This window comes from Kitasatospora sp. NPDC058063 (genome assembly GCF_042885395.1).
In the GTDB taxonomy this organism is placed as follows: domain Bacteria; phylum Actinomycetota; class Actinomycetes; order Streptomycetales; family Streptomycetaceae; genus Kitasatospora; species Kitasatospora lactacystinica.
The window spans coordinates 63,505-78,766 of sequence record NZ_JBHVSD010000025.1 but is presented as its reverse complement, the minus strand read 5'-3'; the positions used below and the strand labels follow the sequence as shown (position 1 = coordinate 78,766).

At 73.1% G+C, this 15,262-nt stretch carries 11 protein-coding genes; 8 read left to right on the top strand and 3 right to left on the bottom strand.

All coding sequences use genetic code 11. From position 1 onward, the window contains the following. Positions 1 to 33: 33 nt before the first annotated feature. The 5 genes from ACFVUY_RS33785 (at position 34) to ACFVUY_RS33765 (ending at position 7,214) form a co-directional block, all read left to right on the top strand. The gene (locus ACFVUY_RS33785) at positions 34 to 1,248 is read left to right on the top strand and encodes a cytochrome P450 (protein WP_387736113.1); all 1,215 of its coding nucleotides are present in this window, start codon (positions 34 to 36) and stop codon (positions 1,246 to 1,248) included. Positions 1,249 to 1,587: 339 nt separating this feature from the next. After that, the gene (locus tag ACFVUY_RS33780; RefSeq protein ID WP_387694091.1) at positions 1,588 to 2,976 is read left to right on the top strand and encodes an ABC transporter substrate-binding protein; all 1,389 of its coding nucleotides are present in this window, start codon (positions 1,588 to 1,590) and stop codon (positions 2,974 to 2,976) included. A gap of 177 nt (positions 2,977 to 3,153) precedes the next feature. Next, a complete protein-coding gene (locus tag ACFVUY_RS33775; RefSeq protein WP_387694093.1) occupies positions 3,154 to 4,221 on the top strand; it encodes a carbohydrate ABC transporter permease in 1,068 nt (355 codons plus the stop codon). Further along, entirely contained in the window at positions 4,218 to 5,210 is a 993-nt protein-coding gene (locus ACFVUY_RS33770) for a carbohydrate ABC transporter permease (RefSeq protein ID WP_387694095.1), read from the top strand. Before ACFVUY_RS33775 ends, ACFVUY_RS33770 begins: the two co-directional genes overlap by 4 nt. Positions 5,211 to 5,480: 270 nt before the next feature. Further along, positions 5,481 to 7,214, top strand: a complete 1,734-nt coding sequence (locus tag ACFVUY_RS33765; protein WP_387736111.1) for a DUF4153 domain-containing protein — start codon at positions 5,481 to 5,483, stop codon at positions 7,212 to 7,214. Positions 7,215 to 7,439: 225 nt separating this feature from the next. Here the strand turns inward: ACFVUY_RS33765 and ACFVUY_RS33760 are convergent, their stop codons facing one another. Further along, positions 7,440 to 8,987 carry an MFS transporter gene (locus ACFVUY_RS33760; protein WP_387736109.1) on the bottom strand — a complete coding sequence of 516 codons (1,548 nt, stop codon included), beginning with the start codon at positions 8,985 to 8,987 and terminating at the stop codon, positions 7,440 to 7,442. A gap of 403 nt (positions 8,988 to 9,390) precedes the next feature. On the opposite strand from ACFVUY_RS33760, the gene ACFVUY_RS33755 reads away from it, so the two are divergent. The 3 genes from ACFVUY_RS33755 (at position 9,391) to ACFVUY_RS33745 (ending at position 11,635) form a co-directional block, all read left to right on the top strand. Continuing rightward, the gene (locus ACFVUY_RS33755; protein ID WP_387736107.1) at positions 9,391 to 9,996 is read left to right on the top strand and encodes a TetR/AcrR family transcriptional regulator; all 606 of its coding nucleotides are present in this window, start codon (positions 9,391 to 9,393) and stop codon (positions 9,994 to 9,996) included. A 179-nt stretch (positions 9,997 to 10,175) separates the two neighbouring features. Continuing rightward, on the top strand, positions 10,176 to 10,874 hold the full coding sequence (locus ACFVUY_RS33750) for a ribonuclease HII (RefSeq protein ID WP_387736105.1): 699 nt from the start codon (positions 10,176 to 10,178) through the stop codon (positions 10,872 to 10,874). Positions 10,875 to 10,975: 101 nt separating this feature from the next. Beyond that, positions 10,976 to 11,635, top strand: a complete 660-nt coding sequence (locus tag ACFVUY_RS33745) for a hypothetical protein (RefSeq protein ID WP_387736103.1) — start codon at positions 10,976 to 10,978, stop codon at positions 11,633 to 11,635. Between the two features lie 136 nt (positions 11,636 to 11,771). Here ACFVUY_RS33745 and ACFVUY_RS33740 read toward each other — a convergent pair whose 3' ends face one another. Both ACFVUY_RS33740 and ACFVUY_RS33735 read right to left on the bottom strand, forming a co-directional pair. Beyond that, positions 11,772 to 12,428: a hypothetical protein gene (locus ACFVUY_RS33740; protein WP_387694101.1), complete on the bottom strand. Its 657-nt coding sequence runs from the start codon at positions 12,426 to 12,428 to the stop codon at positions 11,772 to 11,774. 426 nt (positions 12,429 to 12,854) lie between these two features. Further along, on the bottom strand, positions 12,855 to 15,050 hold the full coding sequence (locus tag ACFVUY_RS33735) for a RecQ family ATP-dependent DNA helicase (protein WP_387736101.1): 2,196 nt from the start codon (positions 15,048 to 15,050) through the stop codon (positions 12,855 to 12,857). Positions 15,051 to 15,262 lie beyond the last annotated feature (212 nt).

The window sequence follows — 15,262 nt, the reverse complement described above, 5'->3', positions numbered from 1 at the left end:
ATTCAACACCCGCCGTTCGAAAGAGAGTTGTCGATGACCGCTGCCCCGGCCCGAATCGCCCTCGACCCGCTGGCCCGTGACAACGCGGCCGAGGGCGCGCTGCTGCGGGCCGCCGGCCCGGTGGTGCCGGTCGAGCTGCCCGGCGGGGTCGCCGCCTGGGCGGTGACGCAGCACGCCGCCGCGCGCGACCTGCTGACCGACGCCCGGCTGGTGAAGGACGCCGCGCACTGGGCGGCGTACCAGCGCGGCGAGGTGCCTAAGACCTGGCCGCTGATCGGTCTGGCGGTGCCCGGCCCGAGCATGGTGACCACGGACGGCGCCGAGCACCGCCGGCTGCGGGCGCTGGTCGCGCAGGCCTTCACCCCGCGCCGGGTGGAGCTGATGCGTCCGCGCGTCGAGGAGATCACCCAGGCGCTGCTGGACGCCCTGGCGGCGGGCGAGCCGGTGGTGGACCTGAAGACGGCCTTCGCCTTCCCGCTGCCGATGACGGTGATCTGCTCGCTGCTGGGCGTTCCCGAGTCGGACCACGGCCTGCTGCGCGACCTGTACGAGCGGTTCTTCGGCATCAAGCCGAACCCGGAGGGCATCCAGGCGACCGTCGCCGCACTGAACGCCTTCGTCAACGGCCTGGTGGCGCAGCGCCGTTCGGCTCCCGGCGAGGACCTGGCGAGTGTGCTGCTGGCGGCCGACACCGAGGGCGGGGCGCTGACCGACGCGGAGGCCGCGGCCACCCTACGGGTGATCATCGCGGCCGGCCACGAGACCACGGTGAACCTGATCGGCAACGCGGTGCGGGCGCTGCTGACCCACCCGGACCAGTTGGAGCTGGTGCGCTCGGGCCGGGTGTCCTGGGACGCGGTGGTGGAGGAGTCGCTCCGCTGGACGCCGCCGACCAGCAACTTCCTGTTCCGGTTCGCCGCGCAGGACATCCCGGTGGGCGAGGTGGTGATCCCGGCGGGTGAGCCGGTGCTGGTCTCGTACAACGCGATCGGCCGCGACCCGCTCCAGCACGGGGTGACGGCCGAGGTCTTCGACCTCACCCGGGACCCGGCCCGCCACCTGTCCTTCGGGCACGGCCCGCACGTCTGCCCGGGCTCCCCGCTGGCCCGGCTGGAGGCGGGGATCGCGCTGCCCGCACTGTTCGAGCGCTTCCCGGGGCTGTCGCTCGCGGTGCCGGACGCCGAGCTGCGGCCGAGCCCCTCGCTGGTGGTGAACAGCCTGCGGGAGCTGCCGGTCCGGCTGTTCTGACCTGATGTGTCGTCATGTCCTCGGCCCTGTCCGGATTTCCGGTCGGGGCCTTCGACTTCTGGCGGTGGCGGTCCGGGAGCCGCCTGGTCGCGGGTCACGGTCGGGACACCGGCTTGTGAAGGTCGAACGTGGACCTTGGCGAGGGGCGGCGGCTGCGTTAACGTCTTCGATCAGTCCGGACGCGGCTCGCCCGTGATCCCGTCCGTGATCCCGTCCGTGATCCCGTCCGTGATCCCCGCCCGTGATCCCCTGTCCGTGATCCTCTGCAGGCCCATCTCCGGTACAGCGCGATGTCGTTCAGCCCACCGTCGGCAGCACGCCCTGGCGAGGAGAACCGCATTGACCCTCAACCCGACCGCGCAGCACCCGGGTTACCGCCGTCGTCCGGTCGCCGCGGCCGCCCTGGTGGCGGCGCTGGCGCTGACCGCGGCCTGTTCCAACAGCTCCGGCGGTTCGGGCGGTGGCGGGGGCGGATCGGCCGCGTCGCTGTCCGGCGACTGCGCCGCGTACCAGCCGTACGCCGGACACGCGGGTACCACGGTGACGATGTTCGCCTCGATCCTGAGCCCGGAGTCGGACAACCTGGAGAAGTCCTGGGCCGAGTTCGGCAAGTGCACCGGGATCAAGATCAGTTACGAGGGCTCGAACGACTTCGAGTCCCAGCTGCCGGTCCGGGTCTCCGGGGGCAACGCCCCGGACTTCGCGATCATCCCGCAGCCGGGCCTGCTGGCACAGATGGTGAAGAGCGGCAAGGTGGTGAAGCCGCCCGCCCAGACCGTCGCCAACCAGGACAAGTGGAGCCCGATCTGGAAGACCTACGGATCGGTCAACGGCACGTTCTACGCGGCCCCGATGAGCGCCAACATGAAGTCCCTGGTCTGGTACTCGCCGAAGGCCTTCAAGGCGGCCGGCTACGAGGCGCCCAAGACCTGGGCCGACCTGATGGCGCTCAGCGACCGGATCGCCAAGGCGGGCGGCGCCAAGCCGTGGTGCGGCGGCATCGCCTCCGGAACGGCCACCGGCTGGCCGGCCACCGACTGGCTGGAGGAGGTGGTGCTCGGCTCGTACGGCGGCGAGGTGTACGACCAGTGGGTCGGCCACCAGGTGAAGTTCTCGGACCCGAAGATCACCACCGCGATGAAGACGGTCGCCGACTGGATGCAGAACCCGGCCTGGGTCAACGCGGGATTCGGTGACGTGAAGTCGATCGCCACCACCACCTTCCAGGACGCGGGTACCCCGATCCTGAGCGGCAAGTGCATGCTGCTCCAGCAGGCCTCCTTCTACGAGGCGCAGTGGCCCAAGGGCACCAAGGTCGGCCCGGACGGGGACGTCTTCGCCTTCCACCTGCCCGCGGTGAACCCGTCGATCGCCAATCCGGTCGAGGGCGGCGGCGAGTTCCTGGCGGCCTTCTCCGGCCGGCCCGAGGTCCAGGCGGTGCAGAACTACCTGTCCAGCTCCGCCTGGGCGAGCAGCCGGGTGAAGACCGCGACCGGCTGGGTCTCGGCCAACCAGGGCGTGGACAAGAGCCTCTACACCGACCCGATCGACAAGCTGTCGGCCGAGGCGCTGACCGACCCGTCGGCGACCTTCCGCTTCGACGGCTCCGACCTGATGCCGGCCGCCGTGGGCGCCGGGCAGGAGTGGAAGTCGCTGACCGCCTGGTTCGCCGAGGGGCAGTCGATCCAGAAGACCGCCGCCGACATCGACGCCGCCTGGCCGCAGTAGCCGACGCGCCGGTCCGCTGCCGGCGGGAGCAACCGATGCGCCGGCTCTGCGGCCGGCGCGAGCAACCGAGGCGCCGGTCCGCTGCCGGCGCACTGGGACCACCTGTCGAGGGCGGTGCGGGGCCACCCACCCGCACCGCCCGCCCCCTTCCCACCACGCCCGAAGGGACGTACAGCCATGTCCGTACCCGGATTCCCGTCGCCCGCCGCCGAGCTGGCCGCGGACCGGTTGGCCGCCGACGGGCTGGTCGCCGAGAGACTGGCGGCCGGCACCTGGAACGACGCGGCGGTCAAGTTCGGCAACACCTTCGGCGCCGTCGCCGGTTTCCTCGGCATCCTGCTGGTGGTCTTCCTGGTCGCCGGCCGGGCCCGGGGCCGCCTGGCCCGTCCGCTGGCGGTCGCGGTGTTCCTCGGCCCGGCGGCGCTGCTGCTGGCCGTCGGCCTGGTCGTGCCGCTGGTCCGCACGGTCTACCTCAGCCTCCAGAACGACGACGGCACCCGGTTCGTCGGCGGTGAGAACTTCGGCTGGGCCTTCACCTCCGACTCGGTGCAGAAGGTGCTGGTCAACACGCTGCTCTGGCTGGTGGTCGCGCCGTTGGCGGCGACCGGGCTGGGGCTGGTGCTGGCGCTGCTGGTGGACCGGATGCGCGGCCAGTCGGTGTACAAGTCGCTGATCTTCATGCCGATGGCGATCTCGCTGGTCGGCGCGTCGATCATCTTCAAGTTCGTCTATGAGTCGCGCGGTCCGGGCCAGCCGCAGATCGGCCTGCTCAGCCAGCTCGCCGTCGCGGTGGGCTGGGACGATCCGCCGAACTGGCTGCTCTCTCAGCCGCTGAACACCTTCCTGCTGATGGCGGTGATGGTCTGGGTGCAGACCGGCTTCGCGATGGTGGTGCTGTCGGCGGCGATCAAGGCGATCCCGGACGAGGTCGTGGAGGCGGCCCGGCTGGACGGCGCGAGCGGGGTGCGGCTGTTCTGGTACGTCACGGTGCCGATGATCCGCACCACGGTGATGGTCGTCCTGACCACCGTCATGATCATCACCCTGAAGGCCTTCGACATCGTCCGCACCATGACCGGCGGCAACTTCGGCACCCAGGTGCTGGCCAACGAGATGTACTCGCAGTCCTTCGTGCAGTTCAACTCCGGGCGGGGCAGCGCCCTCGCGGTGCTCCTCTTCCTCGCGGTGCTGCCGCTGGTGGCCTACAACATCCTGCAGCTGCGGAAGGAGCGTGAGGTCCGGTGACCGGGACGGACGGCCGGGAGGGGACGGCGAAGGCGGTGCGGTCGGAGGGGGCGGCACGGCCGGAGGGGGCGGTGCGACCGGCCGGTGCGGTGCGGCCGGTGCGGAAGGCCTTCAGCAGTCCGCTGGCCTCGGTGTTCGTGATCGCGATGACGGTGCTCTGGACGGTCCCGACGCTGGGTCTGCTGGTGACCTCGCTGCGGCCCAAGCAGGACGTGACCGCCAGCGGTTGGTGGAACGCCTTCCTCCACCCCGACCTCGGCCTCGGCAACTACCACTCGGTGCTGTTCGAGGGCGGATCCGGGGTGTCCACCGGCCTGATGCCCTTCCTGGTCAACTCGCTGGCGATCAGCATCCCGGCGACGGTCTTCCCGCTGGCACTGGCGGCGATGGCGGCGTACGCGCTGGCCTGGGTGCGGTTCCGGGGGAGCGACGCGGTCTTCTTCACGGTGTTCGCGCTCCAGGTGGTGCCGCTCCAGATGGCGCTGATCCCGCTGCTGCGGCTGTTCGCCGGCGGCGCGCACCTGGGCGCGCTGACGTTGATTCCGGCGGTGGACCTGAAGGGCAGCTACGCGCCGGTCTGGCTGGCGCACACCATGTTCGCGCTGCCGCTGGCGGTGTTCCTGCTGCACAACTTCATCGCCCAGCTGCCGCGCGACCTGATGGAGGCCGCGGTGGTGGACGGCGCCTCGCACTTCAAGATCTTCCGCTCCATCGTGCTGCCGCTGTGCACCCCGGCGCTGGCCTCGTTCGCGATCTTCCAGTTCCTGTGGGTCTGGAACGACCTGCTGGTGGCGCTGACCTTCGCGGGCGGCACGCCGGAGGTGGCGCCGATGACGGTGCGGCTGGCGCAGCTGTCCGGCTCGCTCGGCGGGCGCTGGGAGCTGCTGACGGCCGGGGCGTTCCTGTCGATCGTCGTGCCGCTGATCGTCTTCTTCAGTCTCCAGCGGTACTTCGTCCGCGGGCTGCTGGCCGGGTCGGTGAAGGGGTAGCGGGGGAGTCCTTGGTGGTGAGGGCGTTCTGAACGCGTTCAGAGCTGACTTTTGAACCTGTTCAGAATGGTCTACAGTCGGCAGCGGCCGGGGCGCCGGGAGCGCCCGCCGGTGGACCGCCCGACGGGCGGCCGCCGCATGCCCGCCGACCACTGAGGGGGACTCATGTCTGGTCCGTCCGTTCCTGCCGCGTCCGATTCGCCCGGTTCGTCTGGCCTGCCCGGCTCGCCCGGCTCCACCGGTTCGACCGAGCCGCAGGGGGCGTCCGAGGTGCCGGGGGCGACCGGGGTTCCGGGCCTGTCCGGGGCGACCGAGGAGGCCGGGGCGGCCGGCCCGACCGAGCCGCACAACCCCTATGACGCGTACGACCCGTACGGCCCGTACCGTGCGACGGGCCCCGGCCCGCAGGGACCGCAGGGACCGCAGGGACCGTCGGGCCGGCAAGGGCGGCCGGGCCCGGACCGGGTTCCCGGTGCGCCCGCGCCCTCGACCGGTGCGTGGCTGCGCCGCAGCGACCCCGAACGCCGGGTGGCGGCCACGCCCGGGGGCGCCCTGGCGGCCCTGCTCACCGGCCTGCTGACGGCCTGGCTGCTCTTCGACGGCCTGGGGCCCAACCTGCTGGTGCTCGGCGCCGCCGTCGCCGCCGGGGCGGGGGTCACCGCCCGGGCGGCCGGTCGCCGGATCCGGCCCTGGACGGCGGCGTGGAGCCTGCTCGCCCTCGCCCTGCTCGCCGTTCCGGCCTGTTGGGACGCCTCCTGGCCCACGGCGCTGGCCGCCGTCGGCGCGCTCGCGCTGGCCTCGCTGGCCCTGCACGGCGGCCGCCGCTGGGCGGGCGTGCTGCTCCCGCTGCCCGGCATCCTGTGGCAGCTGGTGCCCTCGGTGGTCTGGGCCTGGGAGAGCGTGGACCGGCGGAACCTGCCCGGCCGCGGCCGGATCGTCCCGGTGCTCAAGGCGCTCGCGGTCGCCGCCGGCCTGCTGACTGTCTTCGGCCTGCTGTTCGCCAGCGCCGACGCCGCCATGGCGGACCTGCTGGGCAGCCTCAGCCCGGACCTCGACCTCGACCAACTCCCGGGGCGCGGTGCCTTGTTCGTGCTCGGGGCGGCGACCGCGCTGGGCTTCGCGCACATCGCCGCCGGCCCGCGCCGCTGGGACCGTACGGCGGTCCGGCCGGGCTGCGAGCGGCGCCGGCTGGAGTGGGCGCTGCCGCTGGTCGCGCTCAACCTGATGTTCGGCGTCTTCGCCGTGATCCAGGCCGTGGTGGTGCTCGGCGGGGCGGACGCCGTGCTGAGCAACACCGGGATGAGCCGCTCCGCGTACGCCCGGCAGGGCTTCTGGCAGCTGAGCGTGATCACCGTGCTGACGCTGGTCGTGGTGGCGGTCGCCAAGCGGTGGGCGCCGCGCAGCACCGCGGCCGACCGCCGGATGGCGCGGATCCTGCTCGGGCTGCTCTGCCTGCTGGCGCTGGCCGTGGTCGCCTCGGCGCTCGGCCGGATGTGGTTCTACGTGGACGCCTCCGGGCTCACCCGGCTGCGGCTCTGGGTGCTGGTGGTCGAGGTCTGGCTGGGCGCCGTCTTCCTGTTGCTGATCGCGGCAGGGCTGACCCGCCGCACCGGCTGGCTGCCGCGCGTCGTCGTCCTCAGCGGGATGCTCACCGTCGCGGTCTACGGCCTGATGGGCCCGGACGCGATCGTCGCCGAGCAGAACGTCACCCGGTACGAGCGGGCGCTGCGGACCGACCCGCACACCGCGGCGATCGACCTGCGCAACGTCCGCCGGCTCGCGGCGGACGCGGTGCCCGCCCTGGACCGGCTCCCCGAGCCGCAGCGGAGCTGTGCGCTGCAGCTGATCGGTCAGGGCGTGGGCGGCGCGTCGAAGCCCTGGTACGCGACCAACCTGGCGGCCGCCCGGGCCCGGGAGATTCTGGCGGAGCGGCCGTTGACGGACTCGACGGCGCCCGGCCGCACGGCCTGCGACTGGGCGAAGCTGGCGTACGAGGACAGGTAGGACGACCGGGGCGGGGCCCGCGGACGGCGGCAGGGCCGGTCGGGAGCGTGCTGCTCCCGGCCGGCCCTGCGTCTTGCGGCGGCTTGTTGTGCCTGGTTGTGGCGTGTCGCGCGTGTCGCGGTGTCGCGGTGTCGCCGTTTCGCGGCCGCGGGCCGCGGTGTCGCCGCATCGTGACGGCGTCGGACTGCCGGACTGCCGTGACGGTGTCGGAGTGCCGTGACGGTGTCAGTGCATCGCGACGGCGGAGGAGCCGCTCGGCAGGTCGCTGGCCTTGGCCTTGATCGCGAAGACCGCGACGAGCAGGGCGACCGCCGCGAGCGCGGCGCCCACGATGAAGCCGTGCGAAATGCCCTGGGTGAGCACGGTGTTGGCGGCGTCCGTGCCCGGCGGGAACTCGTGGTGCTGCTGGAGGTAGGCCAGCTGCTCCGGCGTCGCGCTCGCCATGAACTTCGGCAGCTGCGCGGTGGCCTCCGCCGTGGCGTAGTGCGCGAAGACCGTGGTCAGGATCGACAGGCCGAGCGAACCGCCGATCTGCTGCATCGAGTTGAGGAGGCCGGAGGCGGCGCCGGTCTCCTCGCCCGGGACACCGGCGACGGAGAGCAGCATCACCGGGACGAAGATCAGACCCATGCCGAAGCCGAACACCACCGTGGGGCCGAGCACCCCGTCCAGGTAGCCGCTGTCCTTGCTCATCTGGGTCAGCCAGCCGAGCCCGACGGTGACCAGCAGCGCGCCGCCCGCCATGAAGGGCTTCGGGCCGTACTTGGCCTGGAGGTTGGAAGCGATCTGCGCGGCGATGATGATCGCGACGCTGATCGGGAGGAAGGAGACGCCGGCCTTCAGCGGGCTGTAGCCGAGCGGACCCTGCACGAACAGCACGACGTAGAAGAAGATGCCGAACATGGCCGCGGCCAGGCAGAGCATCATCACCAGGCCGCCGGTGCGGTTCCGGTCGGCGAACAGGTGCATCGGGGTGATCGGCTGGTCGGTGCGGCTCTCCACCACGAGGAAGGCCGCGAGCAGGATCGCGCCGGCGGCGAAGGAGCCGATCGTGATGCCGTCCGACCAGCCGTCCGAGGCGGCCCGGATGAATCCGTAGACCAGGCCGACCAGGCCGAGTGTCGAGGTGAGCGCGCCGGGCAGGTCGAAGCGGCCCGGGTGGCGCTCGGACTCGGCGATGTAGCGCGGCGCGGCTATCGCGATCAGGATCGCGATCGGCACGTTGACGAAGAATACCCAGCGCCAGTTCAGGTACTCGGTGAGCAAACCACCGGCCAGCAGGCCGATCGCGGCGCCCGAACCGGCGACCGCCGAGAACACGCCGAACGCGCGGTTGCGTTCGGGCCCCTCGTCGAAGTTGGTCGCGATCAGGGCGAAGGCGGTCGGGGAACAGATCGCGCCACCGATGCCCTGGAGCGCGCGGGCGGCCAGCAGCAGAGTGCTGTCCTGCGCGAAACCGCCGAGCAGCGAGGCCAGGCCGAACAGCAGGGTGCCGAAGATGAACACCCGGCGGCGGCCGAGGATGTCGCCCGCGCGACCGCCGAGCAGCAGCAGCCCGCCGAAGGTCAGGGTGTAGGCGTTGATGACCCACGACAGGTCGGTGGTGGAGAAGCCCAGGGCGTCCTTGATGTGCGGAAGCGCGATGTTCACGATGGTCGCGTCGAGGACCACCATGAGCTGGGTGGCCGCGATGACCGTCAGGGTGATGCCCTTGCCCCGCCCCTGGCTGGTCCGCGGTGGCGAGTTCTTGCTGAGCGTGTCGGAGATGGCCACGAATGCGCCCCCTGCTGGCTGTGTGCTCGGTGGTGCGGTTCGGCGGAGTCGCCGGTCCGGGTGCGGCCGCGCGCCCTTGCGCGTGCCGAGAAGGAACGGGATCGTTCACTAATCGGGACGATATCCTGGCCGTGATTGTGAACGCAAGCGTTCCTTAAGGATGGTGGCGATGGAGCGGTTGGTGCGGCGCCTGATGGCGGACCGGTCCGGTCGGTCGCACGGAGGCTCCCCGGGGGGTTCGCCGGGAGGGCCGGCAGGCTCGGCCGGCTGGGCGGACCCGGCGCCGGGGGAGGCGACTGTTCGGCCTGCGGAGGCGGACGCCGGGGCGGCGGTCGCGGGGCAGGGCGCCGGAGCCGGCGCGGAGCCGGGCGGCAGGCCGGGCGCGGACCCGGCCTTCTGCCCGGTGCGGGCCGCCCACCAGGCGCTGAGGCGGCCGACGCGGCGCCGGGGGAAGGAACTGGAGGCGGCGATCTTCGAGGCCGCGCTCGACCAGCTCACCTCCGGCGGATACGCGCGGCTGACCATGGAAGGGGTCGCCAGTGCGGCGCGGACCGGGAAGGCCGCGCTCTACCGGCGCTGGGCGTCCAAGGACGAACTCGTTCTCGACGCCCTGGACGCCACTCTCCCACGCCCTTACGACACCCCCGACCTCGGGTCCGCACGGGACGAACTCCACCAGCTCGTCGAGGGGTTCACGAAGGCGATGACCTCCCGGGTGGGCTCCGCGCTCAATGCGCTGATGGGCGAGATCGACCACGAGCGGGCCGAGGTCTTCAAGGCCTTCGTCACCGACCGGGTCATCGAGCCGACCGCGCGGACCATCCTGGAGATCCTGCGCCGCGGCGCCGAGCGCGGCGACGTCCGGCCCGGCGCGGCCACCCCCCTGGTCGCGGACGTCATCCCGGCGGTACTGCTCTACCAGGTCAAGATCCGCGGGCTGGAGAACATGGGGCCGGGCTTCGCCGGCCGGCTGGTGGACGAGGTGCTGGAGCCGATGATCCGCGCCTGAGGCGCCCGGCGCCGGGCGCGCGGAGCGTGCCGCCCGGCGGCCCGGCGGCCCGGCGGCCCGGCGGCCCGGACGGTCGGGCCCCGCCCGCCCGTCGACGGACCTGCCCGTCCGGGAGGGCGGACTCGGCGGTCGCGGGCCGGGCTTAGGCTGGAGGCTGCCCCCGCTGAACGGAAGACGCCATGCCCATCGTCCCCCCGACGCACTCCGTCGAACGCTCGCTCCGCCGGGCCGGCGCCAAGATCGTCGTCGGTCTCGACGAGGTCGGGCGCGGCGCCTGGGCCGGGCCGGTCACCGTGGGCGCGGCCGTCACCGGCCTGCGCAAGGCGCCGGAGGGGCTGACCGACTCCAAGCTGCTCACCGAGCTGCGCCGCCGCGCGCTCGCCCCCGTGCTCGCCGACTGGGTCACCGCGTACGCGCTCGGGCAGGCCTCCCCGCAGGAGTGCGACGAGCTCGGCATGACGGCGGCGCTGCGGCTGGCCGCCGTCCGCGCGCTGGAGGCGCTGCCGGTCGAACCCGACGCGGTGATCCTGGACGGCAAGCACGACTACCTCGGCGGCCCCTGGCGGGTGCGCACGGTGATCAAGGGTGACCAGTCCTGCATCTGTGTGTCCGCCGCCTCGGTGCTCGCCAAGGTCCACCGCGACGGCCTGATGGCCGAACTGGGCGAGGGGTGCCCGGAGTACGGCTTCGCCGACAACGCCGGCTACCCGTCCCCGGTGCACCGCGCCGCGCTGGAGGAGTTCGGTCCCACCGGGCACCACCGGCTCTCCTGGGCGTACATGGACGCACTGCCGAAGTGGAGCCATCTCAAGCGCGTCCGGGAGGGTGCGGGCGACGGCCGTGGGTCCGCCGACGAACAGTTGACGCTCGGTTTCTGACGATCCGTCTGGAATTGCCCCGGGAGGGGGCGGCAGGAGACCGGTGCCCAATGGGTGGGGCGCCCGTGCGCGTCCGACCGGCATTTGATAGATATCCGGGTATGCCTGTCTTCCCCGAGGAGCCGGAGATTCACGAGAGCATCCCGGGCCCCGGCGTTCCCTTCCCCCGCGAGTCGGACGCACAAGCCCCCGCCACCGCACCCACCACCACCACCGTCGCCGCCCCGGCCCCGGTGCCCGGCCCCCGTCCGGCGCCTCCGCGCCCGGTCCCGCCGCGCGCCGCCCGTCCGGGCCCGCCGCGACTGATCCCCAAGCCCGGGCCGGCACCGCGCCGCCCGGCTCCCGCCGCACCGCAGGTGGAGGTCCAACGGATCGCCGCCACCCCGGCGCGGGCCGTGGAGCACGCCGACGAGGCGGTCGACCTGCTGTTGGAGTCCGGCCGCGATCCGGGCGACATCCTGGTGCTGACGGTCGGCGAGGCCCACCCGTGGCAGCAGCACGAGCTCTCCTTCGGTGAGGAGCGCTACTGGGCGCAGCTCGCCGAGGGCGGGGACGTGTTCTACGCGGACGCCGCGCTGACCCGTCCGGTCACCCGCGAGGTGGTCGTCCTGGTGGTCAACGGCGGACCGTCCGCCCGGGCCGCCGAGGCGTACACCAAGGCGCTCGGCCACGCGACCGCGCTGCTGGTGGTCTGCGGCGACGCCGGCCCGGCTGCCGTGGGCGCGGCCGGAGCCGCGCCGAGCCGTCCGGTCAAGGCCTGACCACAGTCGTCCACCCCGGGCCCGGTGCCGTCGTACGGTGCCGGGCCCGGGGTCCGTCCCACAGCGCCCGGGGCCGACGGTGTCGTCGGTTTCGGCAGGTGTCGACGGCCCGGTGGGGCCGGTGGCCGGTGCGGACTCAGCCCGTGCCGGTGCGGCGCGTCGGTTCGGCCGCTGCGACCCGCGCCGCTGCCCACGGGGGCTCGGACTTCGGGGAGCGTGCCGCGTCCTCGCCGCGCTCGGCCTGGTCGGCGGTCTGTTGGCGGGTGCGGTGGTTGCGCGGGGCGTCCAGCGCCGAGCGCGGCGGCAGTTCCGTCACGGTGTGCACCGGCCCGTCGGCCCACGAGCCCGCGTGCGGGTTGCGTCCGCCCCGTCCGTCCCCGAGGACCTGCCAACCCGCCGGGGTGAGCCCGATGTACGCGCCGCAGCGCAGTCCGTGGAGTGCGGACGCGTCTCTCAGTGCCCACATCCAGGCGCCGTCCTGCTCCGTCCAGCCGGGTGCGCCGTCGCGGCAGCGCAGCAGCACGGCCGTCCGGGCCGGCTCGGACCGTCGCAGGTCGTGCGGAATGATCCGGCGCAGGTGCGTCAGCAGCGCGTTGCGGTGCTGCCAGCCGTCGGTGTCGTGCGGCCAGGGGGTGAACGAGGCCGAGGCGACGAGGCGGTGGAGCGCGTCCACGACGGCGACCACGACGGTGCCCGGCTGCGGCAGGTGATGCTGGTGCAGTTCCAGGACGAACTCGCGGGGGTCGCGCAGCAACGGGATCCCCGAGGCGGTCCAGGTCTCCAGGTCCAGCACCCGTCTGGGTTCCGGACTCCCGGAGAATGGATTCTGACCTCGGTCGATACCGTTGATCACGATCCTCCTTCCTGGCCCGTGGGCAGGCGGGTGCCTGGGTACGCCGAAGGGCGGGGCCAGCGGACCGGGTTTCGGGTACCTCCCAATTCTCAGGGCATCGGGGGCAGAGCGGCAATGATGAAAAGATGAACGCCACCCGATAGCCCATGGTCTGCCGGATATGTTCCACAGCGGACCGAGTGCCGAGCAGGTGCCTCCAGGCCTTGATCCACAGCGCCCTGAGGGCAGGGCGAACCGTCGTCGGCATGGTGAGCACTCCTTTCCCGGATCGTTCGGCCGGTGTGATCGAAATCGCTTCGCCTGATCCTTTCTGTTAGGCCATTCGGGTGAGTGGGTGGGCTTCGTCGACGGCCTTCCGCCGTCCCGTCACCCCTGCACGGCCAGCACCAGCGGCAGCACCGCGCTCGCCCCCGCCCGGCGCAGCAGCCGGGCGGCCACGGTGACCGTCCAGCCCGAGTCGACGAGGTCGTCCACCAGGAGCACCGGCCCACCGGCGGCCGCCACCGCCTGCTCCACCTCCGGGGGCAGGACCAGCGCGCCGGCCAGCGAGTGCAGCCGCTGGGCGCTGTTGCTGCGGGCACCGTGCGGGGGCAGCCCGCCGGCGTAGTCGATCCCGCCGAGCAGCGGCAGCCGCCCGACCTCGGCGATCCGGGCGCCCAGGCTGCCGACCAGCCGCGGCCTGGTCGAGGAGGCCATCGTCACCACGCCGACCGGCCGCTCCAGCCGGGCGCCCTCCGTCGTCGCGGGCCCGGCCCAGCCGCCCGGGCCCCGGGCCCAGTCGGCGAGCACCGCCACCAGCGCGTCCACCGCCTCGCCGGGCACCGGCACGTCCGGCGCCTGCTCGGCGAGCAGGGTGCGCAGCCGGGTGCCCCAGCCGATGTCGGACAGCCGGCCCAGCGCCCGGCCGGTCTCCGCCTGCTCGCCCGCCGGGATCCGGCCCTTGAGCGGTACCCCCAGCGAGTCCATCCCGGTCGGCCACAGCCGGCGCGGCTCGAAGCTCACGCCGGGGCGGCCGAGCGCGGCCCGGGCGGCCGCCAGCGCCTCCGCGGAGACGTCCGGGGTGTGCAGCGGCCCCGCGCAGTTGTCGCACCGCCCGCACGGCACGGCCTGCTCGTCGTCCAGCTGGCGGCGCAGGAACTCCATCCGGCAGCCGGTGCCCGCCGCATAGTCGCGCATCGCCCGCTGCTCCGCCTCCCGGGAGGCGGCGACCTTGGCGTAGCGGGCGCCGTCGTACGCCCAGCTCTGCCCGGTGGCCGTCCAGCCGCCCTTGACCCGGCGGACGGCGCCGTCGACGTCGAGCACCTTGAGCATGGTCTCCAGCCGGGCCCGGCGCAGGTCCACCCGGGGCTCCAGGGCGGCGGTGGAGAGCGGCCGGCCGGCCTCGGCGAGGGCGTCGATGGTGCGGCGCACCTGCTCCTCCGGCGGGAAGGCCAGCGAGGCGAAGTAGCGCCAGATCGCCTCGTCCTCGCGCCCGGGCAGCAGCAGCACCTCGGCCCGGTCCACCCCGCGCCCGGCGCGGCCGACCTGCTGGTAGTAGGCGATCGGCGAGCTGGGCGAGCCGAGGTGCACCACGAAGCCGAGGTCGGGCTTGTCGAAGCCCATGCCGAGTGCGGAGGTGGCGACCAGGGCCTTGACCCGGTTGGCCAGCAGGTCGGCCTCGGCGGTGCGGCGCTCGGCGTCCTCGGTGCGGCCGGAGTAGGAGGCCACCGGGAAGCCGCGCTCGCGCAGGAAGGCCGTCACCTCCTCGGCGGCGGCCACCGTCAGGGTGTAGACGATGCCCGAGCCGGGGAGCCGTTCGAGGTGGTCGGCGAGCCAGGCGAGGCGGTGGGCCGGGTCGGGCAGGGAGAGCACGCCCAGGGTGAGGCTCTCCCGGTCGAGCGGCCCGCGCAGCACCAGGGCGTGCTCGTCGGTGGCGCCGGTGCCGAGCTGTTCGGCGACGTCCGCGGTGACCCGGGCGTTGGCGGTGGCGGTGGTGGCCAGCACCGGGACGCCGGCCGGCAGGTCCGCCAGCATGGTGCGCAGCCGGCGGTAGTCGGGGCGGAAGTCGTGCCCCCAGTCCGAGATGCAGTGGGCCTCGTCGACCACCAGCAGGCCGGTGGAGGCGGCGAGCTCGGGCAGCACCTGGTCGCGGAAGTCCGGGTTGTTCAGCCGCTCGGGGCTGACCAGCAGGATGTCGACCTTCCCCGCGGCGACCTCCTCCTGGATCGCGGCCCACTCGTCGCTGTTGGCCGAGTTGATGGTGCGGGCGTGGATGCCGGCCCGGCCGGCCGACTCGACCTGGTTGCGCATCAGGGCGAGCAGCGGCGAGACGATCACCGTCGGCCCGGAGCCGCGGGCCCGGAGCAGGGCGGTGGCGATGAAGTAGACCGCGGACTTCCCCCAGCCGGTGCGCTGGACGACCAGCGCACGGCGGCGGTCGACCACGAGGGCCTCGATGGCCGTCCACTGGTCCTCGCGCAGGGTGGCTCCGGGGCCGGCGAGCTCGCGCAGGACGGCCTCGGCCCGCGCCCGGACCTCGGCGCGGTCGGCGGTGCTGGTGGTGTGGGTGTCGGGCTGCTGCATGGCGTCCATGTAACCCCGTACCGCTGACAAGCGACGAATGCGGGGGAGGGGCAGCGGGGGAAGGCGGGGTGTATTTCATCCGCTGATCCGCTGAACGGCAGACAAAATCCACCCGTGGGAGTGAGTCTTGCCTACTCCGAATGAGCGAAGGAAAATTCGGGGGCGGAGTTATCCACAGGAAAAAACTCGGTTCCGGCGTCGTCCGCGGATTG